At 34.8% G+C, this 24,378-nt stretch carries 24 protein-coding genes; 17 read left to right on the plus strand and 7 right to left on the minus strand.

Annotated elements, in window-relative coordinates:
* Positions 1-125 precede the first annotated feature (125 nt).
* The 14 genes from WKS98_RS06510 (at position 126) to WKS98_RS06575 (ending at position 13,764) form a co-directional block, all read left to right on the plus strand.
* Positions 126-884 carry an exodeoxyribonuclease III gene (locus WKS98_RS06510; protein ID WP_498917928.1) on the plus strand — a complete coding sequence of 253 codons (759 nt, stop codon included), beginning with the start codon at positions 126-128 and terminating at the stop codon, positions 882-884.
* A gap of 10 nt (positions 885-894) precedes the next feature.
* A complete protein-coding gene (locus tag WKS98_RS06515) occupies positions 895-1,107 on the plus strand; it encodes a TOBE domain-containing protein (RefSeq protein WP_498917930.1) in 213 nt (70 codons plus the stop codon).
* Positions 1,108-1,252: 145 nt separating this feature from the next.
* Positions 1,253-3,253: an SH3 domain-containing protein gene (locus tag WKS98_RS06520; RefSeq protein WP_498917932.1), complete on the plus strand. Its 2,001-nt coding sequence runs from the start codon at positions 1,253-1,255 to the stop codon at positions 3,251-3,253.
* An 11-nt stretch (positions 3,254-3,264) separates the two neighbouring features.
* Complete coding sequence (locus WKS98_RS06525; protein WP_498917934.1) at positions 3,265-3,717, plus strand: ASCH domain-containing protein; 453 nt, start codon at positions 3,265-3,267, stop codon at positions 3,715-3,717.
* Positions 3,718-3,774: 57 nt separating this feature from the next.
* The gene (locus tag WKS98_RS06530; RefSeq protein WP_498917936.1) at positions 3,775-4,827 is read left to right on the plus strand and encodes an S-methyl-5-thioribose-1-phosphate isomerase; all 1,053 of its coding nucleotides are present in this window, start codon (positions 3,775-3,777) and stop codon (positions 4,825-4,827) included.
* Positions 4,827-5,480 (plus strand): L-fuculose-phosphate aldolase, encoded by a 654-nt coding sequence (locus WKS98_RS06535; RefSeq protein WP_498917938.1) that lies wholly within the window; start codon positions 4,827-4,829, stop codon positions 5,478-5,480. Before WKS98_RS06530 ends, WKS98_RS06535 begins: the two co-directional genes overlap by 1 nt.
* Entirely contained in the window at positions 5,480-6,676 is a 1,197-nt protein-coding gene (mtnK, locus tag WKS98_RS06540; RefSeq protein WP_498917939.1) for an S-methyl-5-thioribose kinase, read from the plus strand. The genes WKS98_RS06535 and mtnK overlap by 1 nt, the downstream gene beginning before the upstream one ends.
* A gap of 42 nt (positions 6,677-6,718) precedes the next feature.
* A complete protein-coding gene (locus tag WKS98_RS06545; RefSeq protein WP_498917941.1) occupies positions 6,719-7,471 on the plus strand; it encodes a PGN_0703 family putative restriction endonuclease in 753 nt (250 codons plus the stop codon).
* A 102-nt stretch (positions 7,472-7,573) separates the two neighbouring features.
* The gene (locus WKS98_RS06550; RefSeq protein ID WP_498917943.1) at positions 7,574-8,689 is read left to right on the plus strand and encodes an ATP-NAD kinase family protein; all 1,116 of its coding nucleotides are present in this window, start codon (positions 7,574-7,576) and stop codon (positions 8,687-8,689) included.
* A gap of 8 nt (positions 8,690-8,697) precedes the next feature.
* Entirely contained in the window at positions 8,698-9,906 is a 1,209-nt protein-coding gene (gene pepT, locus WKS98_RS06555) for a peptidase T (protein ID WP_498917945.1), read from the plus strand.
* Positions 9,906-11,309, plus strand: a complete 1,404-nt coding sequence (gene pepD, locus WKS98_RS06560) for a beta-Ala-His dipeptidase (protein WP_498917947.1) — start codon at positions 9,906-9,908, stop codon at positions 11,307-11,309. The genes pepT and pepD overlap by 1 nt, the downstream gene beginning before the upstream one ends.
* A 98-nt stretch (positions 11,310-11,407) precedes the next feature.
* The gene (locus WKS98_RS06565) at positions 11,408-11,911 is read left to right on the plus strand and encodes a GNAT family N-acetyltransferase (RefSeq protein WP_498917949.1); all 504 of its coding nucleotides are present in this window, start codon (positions 11,408-11,410) and stop codon (positions 11,909-11,911) included.
* Positions 11,911-12,594 (plus strand): TIGR00266 family protein, encoded by a 684-nt coding sequence (locus tag WKS98_RS06570; protein ID WP_498917951.1) that lies wholly within the window; start codon positions 11,911-11,913, stop codon positions 12,592-12,594. The genes WKS98_RS06565 and WKS98_RS06570 overlap by 1 nt, the downstream gene beginning before the upstream one ends.
* Before the next feature lie 117 nt (positions 12,595-12,711).
* Entirely contained in the window at positions 12,712-13,764 is a 1,053-nt protein-coding gene (locus tag WKS98_RS06575) for a DmpA family aminopeptidase (protein ID WP_498917952.1), read from the plus strand.
* A 45-nt stretch (positions 13,765-13,809) separates the two neighbouring features.
* On the opposite strand, the gene WKS98_RS06580 is transcribed toward WKS98_RS06575, so the two are convergent.
* Both WKS98_RS06580 and speB read right to left on the minus strand, forming a co-directional pair.
* Positions 13,810-15,276, minus strand: coding sequence for a YjiH family protein (locus WKS98_RS06580; RefSeq protein WP_498917954.1), 1,467 nt, complete (start codon positions 15,274-15,276; stop codon positions 13,810-13,812).
* Positions 15,276-16,238, minus strand: coding sequence for an agmatinase (gene speB, locus WKS98_RS06585; RefSeq protein WP_498917955.1), 963 nt, complete (start codon positions 16,236-16,238; stop codon positions 15,276-15,278). The genes WKS98_RS06580 and speB overlap by 1 nt, the downstream gene beginning before the upstream one ends.
* Before the next feature lie 76 nt (positions 16,239-16,314).
* Here speB and WKS98_RS06590 point away from each other — a divergent pair, with 76 nt between their 5' ends.
* Positions 16,315-16,443 (plus strand): hypothetical protein, encoded by a 129-nt coding sequence (locus WKS98_RS06590; protein WP_498917956.1) that lies wholly within the window; start codon positions 16,315-16,317, stop codon positions 16,441-16,443.
* Between the two features lie 57 nt (positions 16,444-16,500).
* On the opposite strand, the gene WKS98_RS06595 is transcribed toward WKS98_RS06590, so the two are convergent.
* The 5 genes from WKS98_RS06595 to WKS98_RS06615 are packed head-to-tail and all read right to left on the minus strand — an operon-like array spanning position 16,501 to position 22,164.
* Positions 16,501-17,844, minus strand: a complete 1,344-nt coding sequence (locus WKS98_RS06595) for a sigma-54 interaction domain-containing protein (protein WP_498917958.1) — start codon at positions 17,842-17,844, stop codon at positions 16,501-16,503.
* A 2-nt stretch (positions 17,845-17,846) separates the two neighbouring features.
* Entirely contained in the window at positions 17,847-19,193 is a 1,347-nt protein-coding gene (locus WKS98_RS06600; protein ID WP_498917960.1) for a CCA tRNA nucleotidyltransferase, read from the minus strand.
* An 11-nt stretch (positions 19,194-19,204) separates the two neighbouring features.
* Positions 19,205-19,855, minus strand: a complete 651-nt coding sequence (locus WKS98_RS06605; protein ID WP_498917962.1) for an HAD family hydrolase — start codon at positions 19,853-19,855, stop codon at positions 19,205-19,207.
* A 55-nt stretch (positions 19,856-19,910) separates the two neighbouring features.
* Entirely contained in the window at positions 19,911-21,137 is a 1,227-nt protein-coding gene (locus WKS98_RS06610) for a sensor histidine kinase (protein ID WP_498917963.1), read from the minus strand.
* Complete coding sequence (locus WKS98_RS06615) at positions 21,118-22,164, minus strand: response regulator transcription factor (protein WP_498917965.1); 1,047 nt, start codon at positions 22,162-22,164, stop codon at positions 21,118-21,120. Before WKS98_RS06615 ends, WKS98_RS06610 begins: the two co-directional genes overlap by 20 nt.
* 125 nt (positions 22,165-22,289) lie before the next feature.
* Here WKS98_RS06615 and WKS98_RS06620 point away from each other — a divergent pair, with 125 nt between their 5' ends.
* Together WKS98_RS06620 and WKS98_RS06625 are read left to right on the plus strand one after the other, a co-directional pair.
* Complete coding sequence (locus WKS98_RS06620; RefSeq protein ID WP_498917967.1) at positions 22,290-22,985, plus strand: cysteine hydrolase family protein; 696 nt, start codon at positions 22,290-22,292, stop codon at positions 22,983-22,985.
* Positions 22,985-24,349 (plus strand): APC family permease, encoded by a 1,365-nt coding sequence (locus tag WKS98_RS06625; RefSeq protein WP_498917969.1) that lies wholly within the window; start codon positions 22,985-22,987, stop codon positions 24,347-24,349. The genes WKS98_RS06620 and WKS98_RS06625 overlap by 1 nt, the downstream gene beginning before the upstream one ends.
* The last annotated feature ends 29 nt before the right edge of the window (positions 24,350-24,378 follow it).

Consider the following 24,378-nt stretch of genomic DNA (forward strand, 5'->3'; position numbering starts at 1 on the left):
ATTATAACATTTGAAAAAGAATTTTACGACTTTAACATGGTTGGACTGTTTTCTTCTTTAATATATAATAGAGTAGTAATGGATATAATAATGATAGGATAATAAAATTAAAATATGGAGGAAAAATGAAATTAATATCATGGAATGTTAACGGACTTAGGGCTTGTATGAAAAAGGGATTTATGGACTTCTACAACGAAGTAGACCCAGATGTTATTGGGCTACAGGAAATAAAGATGCAAGAGCATCAATGGGAGTTTGAATTTCCTGGAAAATTTGTATATATAAATTCAGCAGAAAGACCAGGGTACTCAGGTACGGCAGTAATAAGTAAAATAGAACCACTTAGCGTGAGGTACGGCATAGGCGTACCTGAACACGATGACGAAGGTAGAGTAATAACATGCGAGTTTGAAGACTTTTTCTTTGTAACATGCTACACGCCAAATTCAAAGAGAGGCCTTGAAAGGCTTGAGTATAGAACAACTGTGTGGGAAAAATTATTTAGAGAGTATTTAAAAACCCTTGAAGAGTCAAAACCAGTTGTACTATGTGGTGACTTAAACGTGGCACATAAGGAGATTGACCTTAAAAACCCTGACACCAATAGAAGAAATGCAGGCTTTACCGACGAAGAGAGAACTGAAATGACAAAGCTACTTGACTCAGGCTTTGTGGACACATTTAGATACTTTTATCCAGATGCAACGGACAGATACAGTTGGTGGTCATACTTTGCAAAGTCTAGAGATAGAAACATAGGCTGGAGGATTGACTATTTTTTAGTGTCAGAAGCTTTAAAAGAGAATTTAGTTTCTGCGGACATATTGGACCAAGTTATGGGTTCAGATCACTGTCCTGTGGAATTAAATATAAAATTTTAGGAGGTAATATATGAAACTATCAGCAAGAAACCAATTGAAGGGAAAAGTAATAGACATTCAAGAAGGCGCAGTAAATGGCATCGTGAAAATTGACATTGGAGGAGGAAATATAATCTCATCCACAATCTCAATGAATGCAATTAAAGAACTTAACTTAGAAGTGGGCAAGGAAGCTTACGCAGTTATAAAAGCTACATCAGTAATGGTGGGAATAGACGAATAGAAAATATCCGGTACTTAATGTGAATTAGGTACCGGATTTTTTATTTAATTCTAAACAAAATTAATGTTTGCAATCGGTATCATATTTGCTTATAATTAATTTAACAAATTAAATTATTAAAATAAAAGTAATTTAGGAGGAAGTTATGGAAAATAAACCAAGGAAGAAGATATCTTTAAGAAGTCTTGACCAGGTGCAGTTTTTTGCCACAGCAGCCATGGCGGTGCTTTCGATTATTACGATTATTATAGCCATAGTTATGGGACAAGCTGCGGACAAAATGGGTTATGACAACTTAGATGATATTGGCAAAACGATTAAAGCAATTTATAGGATTTATAATTTTTATAATCTAATACTCATAGCTCTTGTGGTGGCGCTTTTAATATTTTTATACACCACATTTATACGAAATAAGCTTGGCAAAAATTTTCTAACTGTGCAAAATATTATTTCGTGTATTACCTATGGGATTTTTGTAATTGACTTTATACTATTTAGACCAATCCTAAGTGTTTTAAGAGCCAGCAAGAGGGCTTTAAAAAACATTCAAAATTTAGATTTTGGATCCTTTGGACAAATAGAGCAGTTTATGCAAAATCTTTCGAGAATTTCAGAAGAGAGAGTTGCAGCGGCGGGAATATTTTTTGTAATTGGAATGATTCTTGCAATAGTTTTGTCCGTAATGTTATTCAGAAGAATTTACCAAGGACAACGCTCCATAAATGTAGAAAGGGAAGTGTCTGGATTTACTGAAGTCATAAAAGAAAAAAGTCAAATGGCGAAGGAATTAATTCAAAATCAAGTAAATGAATTTAAAGAGACAGACTACGAAGACTATGTTGGTGAGGAAAAACTTTCAGAGAGAAGAGAAAACCCTGAAAGAAATAATCTTGTACCTTCAAAGGAAGATGTGCATGTAGCAAGTGAACTTCCACAAAATAATAGTCCTTATGAAAATTATCAAGAAGATAAAAGTTCATATCAAGATTATGAAAGGGAAACTCAAAACTACTATAACGAAAACAGAAAACCTGTTAATAAAAAATTATTGGCGTCAATTTTAATCGCAGGAATACTACTTATATCTGCCATTTTCATAGTACCAAAGGTGCTTTATGCAATGAAGCCCGATGCAGTAATTTCAACTAAGAACATGGACATTGAAATAGAAGTAACTGGATTTGACGGAAATGGAACAGCCACAGCAACCCTTGTAGGCGAACCTGAAATAAGTGAAGTAAAAAATGTTATGGATGAAGATGCGCTGTTAAAATATATTAAGGAGCAAGAGGTTAAACTTTCTAAATCAGAAGGCCTTAAAAATGGCGACAAGGTAAAGGCAGTATTTGAACTTAAACCAAACGATAGATATAAAATTGAAATTGACAAAGATAAAATTGAAAAAGAAATTAAAGTTGAAGGCTTAGAAGTATTTATAAATTCCTACAAGGAAATAGAACCGAACATTATAAAGAAATTAGACCAGGAGTTTAAGTCTCGAATCAATAATGACACAGGTTTTTGGAATGTTGAAAAGTTACGAATCCAAAGACTTGGTTCATATGAGTATAAAGTTTCTGACAATGACATTAAGACTGGAAACTTCTCAAGGGAAGACTATACCTTTGCAAATGTGTACAAAGTAAGCTACAGATATTTTGACAAAACTGAAACGGAATATGTGGCATATGCTGCTAACAACTTCCAAGAGGCCAATGGCGCATATAGATATAATGTGAAAAATTTAATCTCTAGGGATGACTTAGATGATTTACTAAACTCACTGCAGTTTGATGGCTATACAAAAATTGATGAGCTTAAAGAGGAAGAAGCTCCTAAGGAAGAGCCAACGGAAGCTACGGAAGATACTACTGAAAAAGAAAATAGTGAAGTTATAGCAAGTGACAAGCTTAGTAGAATTGCATCAAACTATGAAAACACCACAAGATACGTGGACAAAGTGGCAAACTTAAGGGACGGTCCATCGGTAAATGCTCCACTAATAAAGACTTTTAAAGCAGGAACACCAGTACAAGTTCTCTATACAGAAATAAACGACAACATAAGAGTTTGGTGTTATGTTAGAGTTGAAACGAGTGAGGAATTCTATGAAGGATGGATGTCCCATAGGGTTATACATTAGAAGAGTAGTGTATGATGGAAGAAAAGATTAAAGAGTTTTGGAGAAAATTTTGCGAAGAAAAAAATATTTCTATAGATACTTCCTTTGATGCGTGGTCATTTGGAAATAGCAAGGACATGGCAGACGAACTCTCTGATTTAGTAAACAGAGGAATTAAAACTGCCACTACTTCAGCGTATGAACTTTATGAAGAAGGAGAAGCTATGCCTAAAGTTGGGGACTATAGCATTATATTGAATGGTTCAAGTGACCCAGTATGTATTATACAAACCAAGGTTATATATGTTATTCCCTACTATCTAATAACTCCAGAACACGCTTATCATGAAGGAGAGGGAGATAGAAGTTATAAATATTGGAGAAAGGCTCATGACGATTTTTTCATTGAAGAATATAAAAACTATGGAAAAGTATTTTATGAGCAAGCTCCAATGTTATGCGAAGTTTTTGAAAAAGTTTATTAGAGACCGACACTTATAATAGGTGTCGGTTTTGTTATATAATCATATTAGAGGTGCATAATGAAAAGACAGGACTATGATATGGCTTTTATGTTGCAATATGAAAATGTGGCTTGGTATGAAGATGGGCGTGTTCGAATTTTGGATAGAAGAGTTTATCCGGTGGAAGTTTCCTTTGTGTACTGTAGTAGCTACGTTGAAGTTGCAAAGGCGATTAGGGATATGGTAACTCAATCTGCAGGTCCATATACCGCATGTGGCATGGGCATGGCTCTTGCCGCATATGAATGTAGAAACAAAAGTGAAGAGAAACAACTTGAATTTATGAAAGAGGCTGCCCGTGCACTTACCTACTCGAGACCTACAACTTCAAATAGAATGGGTAAGGTCTGTAGAAACTCATTAAAAGTTTTTGAAAAGGCATTAGCTGAAGGGCGCGCCACAGATAAAGCTATTTTTGATTTGACCATTGAATCTTTAAACAGGCGTTACTCTACTATGACTGTAGTGGGAAAGCATCTAGTAAGTTTAATGGAAAATAACTTCAATGTTATGACCCAATGTTTTGGAGAGACCATCGTAGGCACAATGCTTCGTGAGGCAAGGGAGAAGGGACTTAATCTTCGTCTATGGGTTCCAGAGACAAGACCCTACTTTCAAGGTTCCAGATTAACTGCATCGGTATGTCATGATATGGGCTTTGACACAACTGTAATTACGGATAACATGGTAAGCCAATTGCTTAAGGAAAAAGATATTAATATCTTTACATCTGCAGCAGACTCCATAACCATGGACGGATATGTTGTAAATAAAATTGGCACTTACCAAATTGCAATTTCTGCTAAGTATCATCATGTGCCATATTTTGTAACGGGGATTCCCGATGTTGATAAAAAAAGTATAGACGAAGTAAAGATAGAGTACAGGGACGAGAGGGAAGTCCTTGAGGCAAGGGGAGTTAGAAATGCTATGGAAGGCGTGAAGGGATACTATCCATCCTTTGACATAACGCCGCCTCATCTTATTTCAGGGGTGGTTACTGACAAGGGCATCTATACCCCATATAACTTAGAGGAATATTATAAAAGTGAAGTAAAGGAGTTTTATTAATGAGATTTTTAGAACAGAGACAGGAACTTGTAGATGGAGGTAACGCCCTTTTAGATCTTGGGTTAACAAAGGGGACTGGAGGAAACCTTTCAATATTTATTAGGGAAGAAAAATTAATGCTAATAACCCCATCGGGAATTGAGTATCCAAAGTTAAAACCAGAGGACATGGTATTAATGGATTTAAATGGCAATGTGGTTGAAGGAAGTTTAAAACCATCATCAGAACATAGAATGCACTCTATCATCTATGAAAACAGAGATGACATTGACGCAGTGGTTCACTCACACACAACTTACTGTGCAGCGGTTTCATGTTTAAGACAGAGCCTTCCAGCTGTGCACTATATGATTGCAGTGGCCGGTGGCAAGGACGTTCCATGTGCCGAGTACGCAACCTTTGGCACTGAAGAACTAGCCCAAAACGCAATAAAGGCAATGGGTGACAGACGTGCGGTGCTACTTGCAAACCATGGACTACTTGCAGGAGCAAAGGACATAAAAAATGCGATTAATATAACTGACGAATTGGAATTTGTTTCAAAGTTATACTTTTTAACTAAGTCCGTTGGTAGTCCCGTTATTCTTCCTGATGATGAAATGGAACTTATGCTTGAAAAGTTCAAGACCTATGGAAATATAAAGGAAAAGTAATGGAATATAAATTGCTTGACCAAGAAAGTGGGGTTGAATACGCAGTTAGTAAAAAGTTATTTCAAAGTGATGAAAAAATAACTTGCCAAGAGATCGGGGATGGAAATATAAATTATGTGTTTAGACTTAAAGGAGAGAAAAAGTCCTATATATTTAAACAGGCAGATGAATTACTTCGCTCATCACAGAGACCACTGAGCCAAAACCGTATGGACATTGAAGCCTTTATGCTTAACTACTACAACAAGTCCACTCCAAAGTTTTCCCCAAAATTATATTTCTATGACAGGGACTTGAAGTTAATCGTCATGGAAGATTTATTTGATTATAAAAATCTTCGACATGAGTATATGAATGGTAATTTTTATCAAGGTACAACAAAAAAACTTGGAGAATTTTGTGTAAAGAGCCTTCTTCCCACAACGATTTTTTACATGGATTTAAACAAGAGAAGAAAATTACAGTCTATGATATGTAATGAAGACATGTGTAACATTACAGAGGACTTGGTTTTAACAGAGCCATTTATAGATTATAAAAAGAGAAATGTCATTACTGAAGGCCTTGAAAAATACGTTGAAGAAAATATTTATAATGATAGAAATTTACAGCTTAGGGCAGCTATACTAAAGGAAAAGTTTGTAAATGATAAACAGGCCCTTATACACGGGGACCTACACACTGGATCCATATTTGTGAAAGAGGGCAGTGTAAAGATAATAGACCCAGAGTTTGCAACCTTTGCACCCATAGGCTACGACCTTGGCAATGTACTTGCAAATCTATTTTTTGCCCTTATATACAATGAAGAGGTTTTAAAAAATCTTGAGGGATCAAATGAAATAAAACGTCATATAGAAATTTTTATTAAGTCACTTTATAGCAGTTTTGCAGAGTATTTTAAAAAGAAAAAGGTAATTGACCCAAGTTTTAATAACAAAAACTTTATAAATAAGACCATTCAGGACTACATGACTGATATGTATTCATTTTGTGGCACAGAGCTTTTAAGGCGCACCATCGGCGACTCCAAGGTGTTGGAGCTTACTTCAATAGATGATTTAAAGACAAGACAGCGAATGGATAAACTATTGATTAACTTTGCTAAGCATTTAATTGTTAGTCCAGAAAGTTTAGGGTACACAAATGTTATAAAAACTTATGAGTCTTGGCATAATGACATTAATCTAATATAATGGTATCTATGTTTAAAGCATTAGAAAGAAAAGGAAATGTACATGAGACAAGATGAATTAAATAATAGGATTGAAGAACACTTAGAAAGATATAAGAATGAAGTCTTAAAGATTGAAGGCGAGGGCACCACAGTAGAGTTAAAGGATAACTTTATCGATGGAAGCTACAATCTTTTAAAGAAGTATTACAAAGGCGAGGAAATAAAAAAATATGGCAATGACTTAAAATCTTCCAAGATACTTGGAATGAATTTATTTCTTCCAATTTTGGAAAACAAGAAACTTGCTACTGATTTTATTTCACATATTATAGAGAGGGAAAATCTTGGAGAAGTAACCCATGTTCAATTTGACAAGGTTGTAAATAACGACGTAAACAACAGCATAGATTTATATGTGGAGATGTCTTCAGGAGTTAGAATCTATTTTGAGTTTACCTATTGGGAGGACCACTTCGGTTCATTTAATGGAGATAACAACCACGACATGTGGGAGAAAGAATTTTCAAAGCAAGTGGAAAAATCTTTTAATCTAGATGACATTACAAGAGAAGAATTTTGTAAAAATTTTAGAATAAATAGAAATGTATCTATTCTTGAAAATAAAAATGATTACACTGTGTTTATGTATCCATTTGAAAACGACCCTCTTAAGGAGAGAATGGAAGAATTTGACTACGAAAATCTAATAGAAATTGATTTACATGAAATACTTTACTTCATATTGAAGAGGGATTTAACGGAAGAAGAGGAAGAGTACTTTAGAGAATTTACAAGAAAATATTTGATTTACTAATTGGGCTGCTACTAAGCGGCTCTTTTTTATTGCTCTGTTTTGTTATTTTTACAGTAGGGTATAAAGAATATAGTGTAATTTTAAGAGAAAGGGAGTAAATAAATGAAAATAGGTTTAATTATAAATCCAGTTGCAGGTATTGGTGGCTCGGTAGGGCTAAAGGGAAGTGACGGAGAGGAAACTCAAAAGCTTGCCCTTGAAAGAGGCGGAAAGTTTTTATCAAATAGCAAGGCAAAGACAGCTCTTAAAGAGGTTGTGGACCTAAAGGATAAAATAGAATTTTTTACCGGCGCAGGGAAGATGGGTGAAGATGTTTTAAAGGAACTTGGCTTTAACTACAAGGTTATTGGAGAAAAGAAAGAACATACCACATCTGAAGATACAGAGTTTATCGCTGGAGAATTGAAAAAGGAAAATGTGGACTTAATTCTATTTGCCGGTGGGGATGGTACTGCAAGAAATATATTTAACGCAGTAGAAGTTTCCATTCCATGTATTGGTATCCCAGCGGGAGTTAAGATTCACTCTGCGGTTTATGCAAACAACCCAAAGGACGCAGGTCTTGTAATAAGAGAATACGTTCAAGACAAGGACTCCATTGTAACTGCACATTCAGAAGTTATGGATATTGACGAGGAAAAATTTAGACAAAATGTGCTTCAAGCAAAACTATATGGCTATCTTGATGTGCCAAGGGTTGAAAAATTAATGCAATCATCAAAGTCCAGCTCATCAACATCAGTTGAAGAGATTGAAGGAATTGCAGAAGAATTAGAAAAAATAATGAAGGACAAAGACGACGACATGGTTTATGTTGTAGGTACCGGTGGAACTGTAAACTCTGTTATGAGAGACATTGGATATGACGTTTCACTTCTTGGAGTGGACATAATCTATAAGGGCGAAATCGTATTAAAAGAAGCTACAGAAAATCAAATCTACGACTTTATAAAGGATAAAAAGGCAACGCTTATTGTTACAGTTATAGGTGGACAAGGCCATGTCTTTGGTAGAGGAAATCAACAACTTAGCCCAAGGATCATAAGACATATTGGCAAAGACAATATAATAATTATTGCAACCCATGCAAAGCTATATTCAATTGCCGACGGAGTTATTAAAGCGGACACTTCCGACCCTGAACTTGACGAAGAACTAAAGGGATACTGGAAGATATTGATTAATTACAACCACACTATAGTATTTAAATTAGACTAGGAGATAAAATGTTAGATAGATTTTTAAACTATATTAGTATTGACACACAAAGTGACGACAAAAGCAAAAGCTGTCCATCAACAAAGGGACAGCTTGAACTTGGTAAGCTACTTGTAAAAGAGCTTAAAGAAATAGGAATAGATAACGCAGAGCTTGACGAACATGGATACATCTATGCATCCATTGATGGAACAGTGAAAAACGCACCAAAGATTGGACTAATCGCCCATATGGACACTGCCCTTGAAATGCCAGGAAAATGTGACAAACCACAAATTGTGGAAGAGTACAAGGGTGGGGACATTGTACTAAATGAAAAGTATAAGTTAACTGAAGAAGAGTTTCCATTTTTAAAGGATTTAATTGGTCACAAGATCGTCACAACAGATGGAACTACATTACTTGGTGCAGACGACAAGGCGGGAGTTTCCATAGTTATGGAAGCGGCGAAATTTTTCATGAACAATAGAGATTTAAAATTTGGCGACATTAAAATCGGCTTTACTCCCGATGAAGAAATTGGCAGGGGAGCAGATTTATTTGACGTGGAAAAATTTGGTGCCGACTTTGCATATACCATTGACGGCGGTCCTGTGGGAGAGCTTGAATACGAAAACTTCAACGCTGCAACTGCCACATTGGAAATTGAAGGAAAGGCAGTTCACCCAGGCTCTGCAAAAAATGTTTTAATAAACGCACTACTACTGGCGCAGGAGTTTAATCAAATGCTTCCTGCAAATGAAAGACCGGAACACTCTGAAAAGTACGAAGGATTTTATATGCTTCACGAAATCAAAGGGACTTCAGCACAGGCAGAAGTAGTTTATATAATCAGGGACTTCTTTAAAGATAGCTTCCAAGAAAAGAAGGATTTGATGCAAAATGCCGTTGACTTTTTAAATAAGAAATATGGAGAGTGTATAAAGTTAAACATAGAGGACTCCTACTACAATATGAGAGAAAAGGTGGAACCACATATTGAAATAGTTAATCTGGCAAAAAATGCAATTTCACAAGCGGGACTAACTCCAATTATAAAGCCAATTAGAGGTGGCACCGACGGAGCGAGACTATCTTTCATGGGTCTACCAACACCAAACCTATTTACAGGTGGGTACAACTACCATGGAAGATACGAAATAGTTTCTGTGGACCTTATGGAAAAATCTCTTGAAGTGGTTAAAAATATTATTTTAAACAACGCAGAAGGTAAGTAATGAATAGCTTAGAAAATTTAAAACCACAGAGGGTATTTTATTATTTTAAAAAGTTAATGGATATACCAAGACCCAGTGGATTTGAAAAAGAAGTTTCAGACTATTTGGTAGAAACTGGTAAAAAACTTGGCTTTGAAACCTATCAAGATGAATATTTAAATGTAATTTTAAAAAGAAGTGCCTCAACAGGCTATGAAGATGTGCCGAAGGTGGTACTACAAGGTCATATGGACATGGTTGGGTCAAAACTTTCTGACTCAAACCACGACTTCACAAAAGATCCAATTATCCCAGTGGTGGAAAATGGATTTCTAATGGCGAAGGACACAACCCTTGGTGCTGACAATGGAATTGCTATTGCCATAGCACTTGCCATAATGGAAGACGAAAACTACATTGGCCCACAGATAGAACTTCTTGTTACAACGGAAGAAGAAACCAGCATGAATGGTGCATTAAAACTTTCTGACGAAGTTTTAGAAGGGGACTACCTTATAAACATTGACTCTGAAGAAGAGGGCATTCTCACAGTGGGATCCGCAGGAGGACTGACTGTTTTCGTTGAAGAAGAAATTCAAAATGATGGCGATAAAGAGGGCTTTGAAATAAAAGTTAGTGGACTCAAAGGTGGCCACTCTGGAATGCAAATTCATGAAGACAGAGGCAATGCAGTAAAAATTTTAGGAAGCTTCTTAGCGGAACTAAAAGATATTTCCATTGGCGAATTTAGCTGCGGCACTTTGGACAATGTTATTCCATCGGAAGGATTTGTAAAGGTCTATGGAAATGATATAGAAGCACTTGAAGAGGCGAAGGAAAAAATAATTTCTAAATATGAAACTCTTTTAGGGGAGCTTCAAATAAATATAGTTAAAACCACAGGAAAAAGCTACTCAAAAGAGCAATCACAAAGGCTTATTAAAGCTATAAATGAACTTCCAACGGGAGTTAACTCCTTTATGAAGGACGGAACAGTTGAGTCTTCCAACAACCTTGCCTTTGTAAAAGAAGATGATGGAAAGATTAAAATTGAAATTTCCCTACGTTCTTCTGAAAATCATGTGTTAAAAGAACTAAAAGAAAAAATCACAAAAGTTTTGGATGAAAGTGGATTTAATTATGAAATCGGCGCAAGATATCCAAGTTGGGAGTATAAAGAGGATTCAAAACTTCGAGTGCTTGCTCAAGATGTTTATAAGAAAATGGAAGGAAGAGACTTTGAAACCATCGTAATTCATGCGGGCCTTGAATGTGGAGCAATTTATGAAAAATATCCAAACATGGACATAATTTCAATTGGACCAAACATAACAGGTGCCCACTCGGTAAAGGAAAGACTTGAAATAAAATCCGTGGAAAGAGTGTACGACTACTTGGTGGAACTATTAAAGGAAATAAAATAATGAAGCATGGTGAAAGCCATGCATTTTTATAAAGAAATTTACGAAAAATACTTTTAAAATTATCATCTTTAATATAAACTTATCACATAGGAGATGGAATGAAGCTAATAACCACGAAGCAAAAGCATATTATAAAAGTTTTAAGCATATACAAAGATGGAAGACGAAGCCTTAAGGAAAAGGGCGTTAATCAGTGGCAGGATGAAGGGCCAAGCCTTGAGAGTTTACTTAGAGACATGGAAAATAATTTTTCGTATGTTCTTGAAGATGGAGAAGAAATAGTTGGCACAACTGCAGTTACAGAAGGCATTGACAAGACCTATTTAGAAATAGACGGAGCTTGGCTAAATGGGGAGGACTATGTAACGGTACATAGATTTGCCGTATCAAGAGTTTGCAGAGGCAAGGGCTATGGAAAGAAGATGTTTAAAGAAATAGAAGAACTTGCAAAATCAAAAGGAATTAAAAACATTAGAGTGGACACCCATAAAGACAATGACAACATGAAGGGGCTTTTAGAGAGCCTTGGGTATAAATACTGTGGAATTATTCGCCTAGAAAATGGCGATTTAAGAAATGCATATCAAAAGGAGTTGAAATAATGAAATACGAAATAGTTGGAGACAACCTTCCAGTACTTAAAGTGAAACTTGAAAATGGAGAAAGCATAATAACAGAAGGTGGCGGCATGAGCTGGATGACACCAAACCTAAAGATGGAAACTACATCAAGAGGAGGAGTAGGAAAGGCCATAGGAAGACTTTTTAGCGGTGAAAAGATGTTTCAAAACAGATACACCTGCGTAAATGGAGTTGACGGAGAAATTGCAATTGCATCATCATTTCCTGGAAGTATCTTAGCCTTTGACATCGAAGATGGAGAAATAATTGCGCAAAAGTCTGCCTTTCTAGCGTGTGAAGAAGGCGTTGACCTTTCAGTGCAATTCCAAAAGAAACTTAGCACAGGCTTCTTCGGTGGTGAAGGATTTATTATGCAAAGACTGTCAGGACATGGCAAGGCATTTGTAGAAATAGATGGCCACTGTGAGATCATAGAACTAAACCCAGGAGAAAAAATAGTTATAAGCACTGGCAACCTTGCAGCAATGGACGCCACTTGTGACATGGAAATAAAATCTGTAGAAGGCCTAAAGAATATGTTTTTAGGCGGCGAAGGCGTGTTCAATACAGTTGTTACAGGCCCGGGCAAAGTATATCTACAAGGTATGCCAATATCTCAAATAGCAAATTTAATAATGGCAAATTCTGTTAAAGTGAATGACTAAAAACAAAGGCTATGAGCTTTCTCATGGCCTTTTAAATTACGGTTTAATAAATAGGGAATTTTTTGCCAATTTGGATTATAATATGCTATAAAATTAGATTTTTATTATGAGGTAGATATGGGACTAAAAAAAGAAATTGGAATGTATAAAAAGGGAAAAAATAATTGTATAACAGATGTTGAAGGTGTTAAGGTAGGACAAGTTACAATTAAAACTGGGGATGTTCAAACTGGTGTTACTGCCATAGTGCCGAAGGAAAATATTTTTAAAGAAAAACTACTAGCCGCAAGCCATGTGGTAAATGGTTTTGCAAAACCACAGGGGCTAATTCAAATTGATGAACTTGGCACCCTTGAAGCACCAATCATATTAACCAACACCCTTTCAGTGGGGACGGCACTAACTGCATCGGTAAAATATATGCTTGAACAAAATCCCGAAATAGGAGTGGACACTGGCACTATAAACTGCCCAGTGCTTGAATGTAATGATATGAGACTAAACGACATTAGAGGTCTTCATGTTACAGAAGAACATGTGCTTGAAGCTATAACAAGTGCATCAGTGGACTTTGAAGAGGGCGCCGTTGGTGCAGGGCGTGGCATGAGATGCCATGAACTAAAGGGCGGAATTGGAACTTCTTCAAGGGTGGTTTACTATGATAGGGACTATAACATCGGAGTTTTAGTTCTTACTAACCATGCAAAGTTTCATGAACTGACCATAGAGGGAAAAAACATAAAAGCACTTAGGGAAGAGAGTTTACAAAAACAAATACCTGTGGACAAGGAAAAGGAACAGGGTTCAATAATAATTATTATTGCAACGGACCTTCCACTTTCATCAAGACAACTAAAAAGGGTTTGCAAGAGAGCCATGTCGGGAATTTCAAGAACAGGAGCAAACTCCGGAAATGGCAGTGGAGAAATTGCGCTTGCTTTTTCAACTTATAATAAAGTCCCTCATGAAAGGGAAGAGTTTGTAGATATTAAATGCTTAAGTGATGATAAGATTGACGATGTTTTTTCAGCTACAATAGATGCGATTTACGAAAGTATCTTAAGCTCCATGATTCACGCAGAAAGTGTAAAGGGATACAAGGACTTTGAAGTGGAATCTTTAAGGGATGTACTTGAAGAAATTTCAGAATTTGAAGAATATTTAAAATAAAAAGAGTCAGTATTTTGATATTACACTAAAATACTGACTTTATTTTTAGAATAAGATGTGCATAAAGATTGAACCAATTATGATTGCAAGAATTGTTCTTTCAATGAACACAACTATAAGCTCCCATAATTTTATAGGCAACTTTGCAGACATCATTACAACTATTGTTTCAGCAAAGAATATTATTTGTGAAATTGAAACTGAAACAACTAGGAATCTTGCTTGTGGATCAAGCACTGGCACTTTTTCTGCTATTAATAGTACAGGCAAGAACATCTCTGCTATACCAACAGGAAAACTTGCAGCAATTTCTGTTGCGTTAGGTACTCTCAATAGAGTAAGAAGTGGCACGAAAAGTTTACCTAAAAATGTAAATATAGGTGTGTTTTCAGCAAGTATCAAAGCACCTGTACCTATGGCGCAAAGTGAAGTAACTACCTTTGGTATAACTTCCACGCTGTCCTTAAGACTTGATTTGATTTCACCTCCAAGTGGTGGAGCTAAGAATGCTTTCTTAACTGCTCTTTTTCCACCAGTTGAAAAGATGCTATTAGAAGTAGATTTAGTATTATCAATATCTTCTTTAGTTTGCACCTTGCCATTTGGATAGACATCTCTCTTCTTACTAAAAGGAGGGATTCTTCCAACTATACCTGAAATCATAAGTGTCATAACTGCAGACACAAGATAAACTAGCGCAAAGTGATCTTGAAGTCCTGCGGTTTTAATTACCATGTAGGCAAAACCTACAGATACTGCAGAGAAACCTGTAGCAACTAGAACAGCTTCTTTCTCTGTGTACACTCCTCTACGGTATAACTTGTTTGTAACAAGTACACCAACTGAACTACTGGAAAGGAATGAAACTAGTGCGTTTATTGCAGCTCTTCCAGGTAGTTTGAAAACTGGTCTCATAAGTGGCTCCATCAAAGTTCCTATTAAATCTATAAAGCCGTAGTTGATTAAGAATGGCATACAGAATGATGAAACCAATATTATCCAAAATACTGCAACAGCAATTGATGGAATTACTGTACCACCAGTTGATGGTCCAACAATAATTTCAGGGCCATTAAATGAAGTTGTTGCATTAAGTGTATATAGTAGGGCAAATGCGGCACCGATTGAATAGATTAGTGGATGGATCATAGAGTCACCATGATAGTAGTCATAGATCTTACCACTCTTCGCAAAGTACTTGCCATATATACTAAGTAGTGCGGTCCCTATGGTTATTAATGTTACAAACCATAGTCCATAAATTCCAGTTAAGTTCATAAGTCCGTTATAAATTATTCCAAAAGTAATGTCGGTTTTGCCGTCAATTGTAATTGGAATAAAAAAGATAAAGATTGCTATAGCTGTGAAAATCAAACTTTTAGCAATCCCTTTTTTTCTATCATTTGGTTTTAAATCGAAAGAGTCTAACTGATGTAAGTCTTCGAGATCTAAATTTAGATCTCGAATTTCTGACTTACTAAGAGCTCCTCTAAAATTGATTTGCTCTTTCATTATTTTTGTTTCGCTTTCTTATTTAATGCAAGGATTGATAAGAATTCAAAGATTAAGTTAGCAGCAAGTAGAGAAGTTATTTCTGCATGGTCATATGGAGGTGCAACTTCAACTACGTCCATTCCAACAAAGTTCAATCCTTCTAATCTTCTGATAATATCTACACCTTCAAGTGAAGTGTATCCACCTACTTCAGGAGTACCTGTACCAGGTGCATAAGCAGGGTCTATAAAGTCTATATCAAAAGTTAAGAATACTTTGTTATCTCCGATAATTTCTTTAGCCTTTTTAATTGTTTCAGGAATTCCCATTTCACGAACTTTGTAAGTAGGGATAAGAGTTAATCCTAAATCCTTAGCTAGTTTAAATTCTCCAGCATCATATAGAGATCCTCTCATACCAATTTGTACTGATTTGTGAGGGTCAATTAGTCCTTCTTCAATTGCTCTTCTAAATGGAGTTCCGTGATTGTACTTTTCTCCAAATACTGTGTCGTTAATGTCAGCGTGAGAGTCAAAGTGAAGTAGTGATACAGGTCCGTGTTCCTTTGCTACTGCTCTAAGTTCTCCAAGAGTTATAGAGTGGTCTCCACCAAGAGCTATTGGAATAGCGCCTGCTTTTAATATTTCGCTTGCAAATTTTTCAATTGCATCATATGTTGGATGTATGTATCCAGGAACAACGTTAACGTCTCCAAGATCTCCACCCTTTAGGTAGTCAAGAATATTAACTTCGTGTACAGGATTGTTAGTCTTCATCATTACAGAAATGTTTCTTATAGCTTGAGGACCAAATCTTGCCCCAACTCTGTATGAACAAGCTGTATCAAAAGGAATTCCGTAGATTGCGAAGTCTAGTCCTTCTGCATTGTCAAATCTTTGCATACGCATAAAGTTTCCTGTGTTAACAAATCTTGGTGAAGCAAATGCTGTTGCTGGTTGTTTAATATTTTTTTCTGTCATTTTTAATTACCCCTTTAAAATTTTTCTAAATTGTTTTCCTTGCAAGAAATTATTTATAAACAAAGTATATGGGGTAATGGTTATAAATGCAAGTTTTGAAGGCGAAAAAGATGATAAAAAACAGAGGAAAACATTCCCTCAGCAAAGATTGAGATTGGAAAAAATTCCAAAATTAATAAATTGTTCTAAAGAATGGGAAATATGAATAAAAAAACTTTCGGAAAAAATTCCAAGTATTTGGAAAATTTTCCGAAAAGATATGTTACAAAAATGTAATATTTAAATTAAATCTCTCAATTTTCTTTCGAAGAGTTGATTCATTTATCCCCGCAAGGATTGAAAGTTCTTTAATTGAAGACACTTGCTTGCTGTATTCAAGAATAAGTTTCTTCTCATAACTTTCAACTTTTTCTTTAAAAGTTTTGCCGTCATCAATCTTAGTGTAAAAATTATTTATAAATTCTTCCACATGTTCCACGTCAATTATATCGGTGTCGCTGGTGACAACGAGCCTTTCAATTATGTTTTCCAGCTCACGCACATTGCCGGGCCAACTGTAATTAATTAAAAACTTTTTACAATTTGGAGAAATTGATTTGTCCTCGTTGTAAAACTCATTATACTTGTTCATAAACAGATTTATTAGTGGAATAACATCTTCGCCTCTCTCCCTAAGTGGAGGGATTTTAATCGGTATGATGTTAAGTAGATAGTACAAATCCATTCTAAACTTGCCATCGGAAATATTTTTACTGATATTTTCATTTGACGCAGCTATAATTCTTATGCTAGGACTACCTCCCTGAGATTTCATAGAATTTTTTATTCTATTTAATTCATACACAAGCCTTTGCTGACATGGTAGTGGCATATCTGCAATCTCGTCAATAAATAAAGTTCCGACTTCCGCTTGCTTAAGCAGAGAACCGTTATAACTATTTTTTTCATCAAACAGTTCCTTTTCAATAATCGATTTTGGAATTGCAGAACAATCTACCTTTATAAAGGGCTTGTCACTTCTAAGGGAATTGTCATGGATGTACTTTGCAAACATGGTCTTTCCACATCCCGGCTCCCCAAATAAAAATATGGGCGTTTCCATTTTTGAAACTCTGTTTGCAACTTTCATAATCCTCTGCATAGCCTTGGAATTTGAAATAATAACTCCTTCCTTTAAAAATTTTGAATTATATCTTGACAGGTTTTGGGCCATGGAGTTATTTTCCACAAGCAAATCTTGAAGTTGTAAAGTCATATCACGTAGCGCCTTTGAGTCCTTAACAAATACAACTACAGCTTCCAAGTCTTTGCCCTTCATAATAGGAACTCCAGCAGAAATAACTACCTTGTCATTTATATGTTGAATAACTTCTTTTTGCTTGCACGACTCTATGACATCCAGTGCGACTGACGTTGAAAATAGTCCAGTCTTCACCAAGTCTTTCATGTTTTTGCCTAAAATTTCTTCCTTTGAAATTCCATCAATTTCTTCAGCTAATTTATTATAATATAGAGTTGTCCCAGTAGAATCAACTATATGTATGCCCTGATTGGAATTGTCCAGAACTTTAATTAAAAAATTCTTGTTTATTATGCTCTTAGTCACAATCATTCACCCCTACAAATATCATCATGTACCTTTTCTGCAATGCTAATTAGCTTTTCTCTTTCATTAATCTTAGGTTCTCCAATAATCTGCTTCAACAGATACTTTAAAACTTTTTTTATGTTTTTCCCTTCATACCCAATCTCAATCATATCACTTCCATTAACAGCAAGGTCCGAAAGCCTTGTAGGCCCTTCGTAAACTTTCCTATATGCTTCTTTTACTTTTTCAAGATTATCCAAACGGTTAATGTAGTATGGATTTTGTGCTGAGATGTCCGCCTTTTCCATTTCAAGTAAATCTAAAAAGTCGTCATAGGTAAAGCCTCTGTCAACAACAAACTTCATAATTGACCTTAACTTTGTGTTTAGCACAGTGTCATGAAATTCTATTATTTTAAGAATGTGATTTTTGTCTTCATTTGAAAACTTTAGACGATTTAAAATGTCTCGGGCAAGTTCAACAGAATACTTGCTGTGAAAATAAAAGTGGTCCGTGCCATCTTCTCCAGTGGTCTTTGCGGGAACTTTACCAAGGTCGTGAAGAAGTGCCACATACTTTAGCCTTACATCCTCTTTAATCTTCGTCAATGCCATCAAGCTGTGGTCACCTACATTATAAACATGAAAGCTATTATTTTGTGTGGTCTTAAACATGGCATCAATTTCTGGAAACAAAACCCTAAACACGCCACAGTTATATAACATACGGAGATTTTCAAAGTTTGATTCAAGAAGAATCTTGTTAAGTTCCTCTCTAATACGCTCCATGGCAATCTCTTTTAAAAGAGGAACGCTTTTACAAAGACTTGAAAGCGTTTTTTCTTCAATTATATAATTAAATCGACTGGCAAACCTAAAGGCACGCATAATTCTAAGGGCGTCTTCTTCAAATCTCTTCGAAGGTTCACCGACAGCTCTAATAATACCACTTTCAAGGTCAGTCTTTCCATCAAATGGGTCAATGACTTCATTGTTAAAAAAGTCATAGGCCATGGCGTTAATAGTAAAGTCCCTGCGCTTCAAATCTTCAACAAGGTCCGTTGTAAAACTTACAGATGAAGGGTGCCTACTATCCACATACTCATGGTCATACCTCATGGTGGTTACTTCATATATCTTTTCATTTAAAAGAACGCCAATGGTTCCAAACTTTTCACCAAGGTGGATGGTCTTTTGCTCCTTAAAAACCTCCAAAGTTTCACTTGGAGTTGCATCGGTGGTAATATCAAAATCCCCAGGAGTTTTTCCAAGGAGGCTGTCCCTAACACAGCCTCCAACAGGATAGGCGGAAAAACCATATTCTTTAAATCTCTTTAATATATAAATTACCTCTTTAGGTAGATTCATAAGACCACATCCTATTTAAAAATATCGTAATCTAACTCATCATAACTTTCTATAAATTGATTTGCCAAAGACTTTATAATCTCCTCATCATGAAAAGAAGCCTCGTCAGATATTGCAATAATATTTCCATTTAGATTGCTAACGGTTTCGATGCAGTATAGTGCATCTTCAAAGACAACCGTATTAGGCATATCACAATCAAGCCTTAAAGCCGCCTTCTTCCAGTACATAGGATCATTCTTGTGATGATTTATGTTGTCACAGGTTTGAACAAACTCAAAATACTCTATCAAATCCTTGGCCTTAAGAGCTTCCACCGCAATATGTTCAGGAGTTGCAGTTGCAACAGCCATCTTGATACCATCTGATTTCAACCTCTCCAAACAGTCAATCACCCCTGGCTTTAACGCAAACTCATTTATATATCCATGAAGCATTAGCCCCAAGATGTTATTATAAGATTCATTTGGGTCTTCGCTAAGGCCAAAGTCTCTTTTAATATTATTTATTATATTATGCATGGACAGTCCAATTAAAGACTTTTTATAATCGTCATCAAAGACGATTCCAAGGTCTTTGAAATAGTCTTCAATAACAGTGCCCCACTTTGGCATTGAGTCTATGATGGTGCCATCCATGTCAAAAATTGCAGTTTTTTTCATTGAATACCTCCTAAGGTAAGTATAACATGAGAGGGGATAAATTTTTAAAATTCAATTAAAAAAGGTTTAAGTCAGAGGCGTTAAAACTTATTTTTATTTTTGTTCCCACATTTTCTTTGCTGGAAATATTAAAGGTAAATGAATTTGGAAACATCAATTTAAATCTGGAATATACATTATTAATTCCTACATTTTCGTTAAAGACTTTTTCATTTAATAGAATTTTATTTATTTCGTTAAGCTTTTCAGAATTAATTCCTATTCCGTTATCGATTATTTCTAAGTAGCAAACATCTTCCGGTTTTTGTAATATTATTTTTAGTGTTCCCATTTCTTCGGTATCTTTAAAAGCGTGTTTAAAAACATTTTCTACTAAGGGCTGCAATGAAAAATATGGTATTATTACATCAAGTGCAGATTCATCAACTTCTAAGCTATAATCAAATTTTTTGCTGAATCTAATTTGTTGTATGTTTAGATAGTCTTGAATACACCTAAGCTCCTTTCTAATGGTTGTCGAATTGTCGGTATAAGAAAATACATATCTCAGCATATTGCTAAAACTAAAAATCATATCACTGGCTTCAGGGCTTCTATCTAATGAAATTAATCGAGATATACTGTTTAATACATTGAATATAAAGTGAGGCATTATCTGTTTTTGCAAAGTGGAATATTTCATTTTTGCAAGTTCTGATTCCAAAATTAAATTTTGTTTTTCTACTTCAAACAATATTTCTTTTTGTTTGCCAAGTTCCTCTGCATATATCCTATTGGCACTAAGTTGTATTATATAGTCTGTAATATTATTCAATGCTATTACTGTGGATTCAATTTCTTCATCGGACATTTCTGGGATTTCATTAAAGTAAACATCTAATAGTTTATTGTCTAAATCAACAGGCCAATTCTTCTTAACTTCCTTATAATATTTTGAGTCCTTATTACATCTAACTTGTCCAGCGGTCAACGCACCTAATAGAACATCATTCAAATATAGGGGAATGGCTATATTTATCAATCCAGCATGACAAAGGTATACGCTTGGTTCGTTGGTAGCTTTAGACTCTTTTATTGCGGCTTTATTACATTCCTTGCAGTTATGAGATCCTTTTTCAGATGAGTTAATTAAAGTACAAAATCTACAAAAATTACCACCTTTTCCTATATGATTTCCTTCTTCATCTACAAAAACAACCCCAAAACCTGTAGCGTGTCCAAAAGAATTTTCGAGTTCTTTCTGTTTATTTCTGGGAATTAATTTATTTATTGAATTTGTCATTTTTTTCTCTTCTCTCCATTGGTGTCATTTTAAATCTTGAATTAAAAGATCGATAAAATTGTTGCTTATTTTTAAATCCTGAAAGATTCCATATATCAGAAATCTTGAGATCTGTTGTATCAATCAGTTCCAAAGCTCTATTGAGTCTCAACGTTTCTATATAGCTGTCAACTGTTATATTTTCCTCTTGTTTAAAAACTCTACTCAAATAAGTTTTGTTCACAAAAAAGATATTGCTAATTTCATTTAGTCCTATTTCGGGATTAGAAAAATTGTTTTCTATAAAATTTTTTATTATTGTCACAGAATAAGTTTCTTCAGACCTTATATTAAAGGATTCTATACAAATTTTCTTTAACGATTTATTTATGTTTGAAAATGTCAGGTCGTCTTCTAAAAATGAAGATAGATGACCGAATATATTATACTTTGTGCTTTTAATGTTCCTCAATGTGGTTTCTATTGATAATAGAAAATGATCAATATATGTCATTTTAGCTCTGTGATTTATTTGATTTGCAATTAATAATGAAAGGGATTCGACGATTTCTAGTCCCGCTGACAAGTTATTGTTTATTAAATTTTCGTTGAATAAATCAATTGTTTCAACTAATTTAAATCTATCTTCGGTTGAATTACTAAGAATGGATTTGCTTTCATCAATAAAATCAAATAAGTTTTCTATAGTTTTTATAATTTTTGATTCCTCTGTTGGCTTAAGTAAGTAATCATTAAATCCGTACTTTATGGCTTGTTTGGCATATTGAAATTCAGAATAGGCTGAATTGAGAATAATTTTAATATCTGGATTATATCTTTTTATTAATTTACCTGCCTCAACACCGTTTTGCAAAGGCATTGATATATCCATAATAACAAGGTCGGGGTTTAATTGTTTTGTCAATTTAACTGCGTCACGCCCGTTGTTACATGTTCCTATGACCTTCATATTTTTGTTTTTATTTATTATGTATGACAAATACTCAAGCTCCAAAGATTCATCTTCGGCAATAAAAATTTTTATCATTGAACTTCACCTCAGTAAATAAATGATACTAAATAAGATAAAAAAAGCAACTGCTAGTTGTTAACGTTTCCACTATAATAATATTAACATCAATAAAAAGAGATGCAAAATATAGGAGGTATATTATGAGGGTAAATGAAAGACATTGTTCTTTTTACTATGAAAAAGAACAGATTAATGGAAAGTTGGAGTTCAATCTTGAAACGACGGCATTATTGATAGTTGATTTACAAAATTATTTTGTGAATAGACCAGATTATGATTTGAATAATCCTTCGGAAAAAGATGAAGCAGAAAGATGGAAATATTTTTATGACAGAATTGACAACGTTATTCTTCCAAACAACAAGAAGCTTCTTACAGAAGCAAGAGAAAAGGGAATGTTAGTGTCATATGCAACAATTGTTACTCAACTTTCAAACGGAAGAGATAGATCATTATCTCAAAAAGAAAGTGGATTTAATAATCTTATGATTCCAAAAGGAAGTGAAGAAGCAAAAGTTCATGAGTCTATAAAACCTATAGAAGATGAATTAGTTATTGAAAAAACTACAGACTCTGCATTAACGGGATCAAATTTAAGATTGCTGTACAGAAATTGTGGCATAACAGATGTAATAGTTACAGGAGTATTTACAGATCAATGTGTGTCAGGAACCGTTAGAAGCTTAGCAGATGAGAGCTTTAAAGTTTGGTTAGTTGAAGATGCTTGTGCTGCAGCAACAGAAGAAATACAAAATCATGAGTTAAAAGTATTAAATAATATTTATTGTAATGTTGTAAATACAGAAGAAGTACTTGACTTTGTAAGGAGCAAATAATGAAAGATAATAAATTAAAGAAAAATTTATCCATTTTTAACATGATAGCTCTATCATCGGGAGCGGTAATAGGTGGATGGTTAGCCGAAGCGCCTTATTGGTTTAAAACAACAGGTGCAGGAGCAGCTTTTATATTCCCAATACTAGCATTACTATTAATTCCAGTTGGATTAGCTTTTGGTGAGCTGACTGCAATGTTACCTTTTGCATCAGGTGTAGATATTTGGACTACAAATGCATTTGATCACAGAATGGGTTTTGGAGTTCAATGGATGATGTTTTTGGTGCAGGTTGTTGAACCACCTTTAATGGCGTTTATATTTGGTACTGTAATAAACCATTTTATTCCACTAAGTCAAATGCAAATCTTAATAATCGCTTTGGTAATTGTTACAATTTGGTTTATTGCTTCTAACTATGATATAAAACTTGCTGGAACTTTATCAACAATATTTTTTGTAGTAATGATTGCTGCAAGTTTAATAGTATCATTTACATTCTTGTTCAGTGGAAAGTGGTCAATAGAAAACATAAATACTAGTGGTGGATTTTTCCCTATGGGTAGTAAGGGAGTATTTATAGCCATGGCGGTTTTCTCTTTGAAATATATAGGTTTTGAAATGGCCCCTACACTTATTGAGGAAACTAACTTCCCAGCTAAAGATATATGGAAGGTTATCGCATCTGCACTTCTTATTCCAGCTATTCTGTATTTTATTGTAGTAATGGCTATTGGAGGATTGGCTCCATGGCAAGAAATTAGTGAAATGACAATGCCAGAGCCACAACTTGTAGCTTTACATGGACTACCTAAAATAATAGGAATAGTTGCAATTATATCTGGACTACTACACGCATTTACAACACTTATGGGATTCTGGACATCTTCTACTAGAGTTCTTTACGGAGCTGCAGAGCTTAATCAACTCCCAAAAGCTTTTAGTAAGATAAATAAACATGGACAACCATATATTTCAAATATTGTAGTTTATGTATTTACAATCCTATTTTGTTTCTTTAGTGGTAGTAACTGGGTTCAATATATTTACGCAATTTCAAGTATAGCGGCAGGTGTTGTATACTTTGTATCATGTGTAAATGTGCTTGTATTAAGAAAGAAACATCCTGAATGGGAAAGACCTTTTAAGGCCCCAGGTGGAGTACCTATGATGATTTGTGGTATGATTATATCTGTTTGGCTTATGATAGGAGCTGGTTTGGAATTAGATAAGGGAGGATATATTTCTCTATTAGCATTCGTAGTTGTAGGATTTATCGTATATTTCATTGACAAATCATACAGAAAATCTGATCCAAATAAACAACCAATAACTTTAACTCCAGAGGATATAGATAAGTATTAATAAAATATTCTAAACAAAAAACTACTCCA

The organism is Lagierella sp. ICN-221743, assembly GCF_037890055.1.
Classification (GTDB): domain Bacteria; phylum Bacillota; class Clostridia; order Tissierellales; family Peptoniphilaceae; genus Mediannikoviicoccus.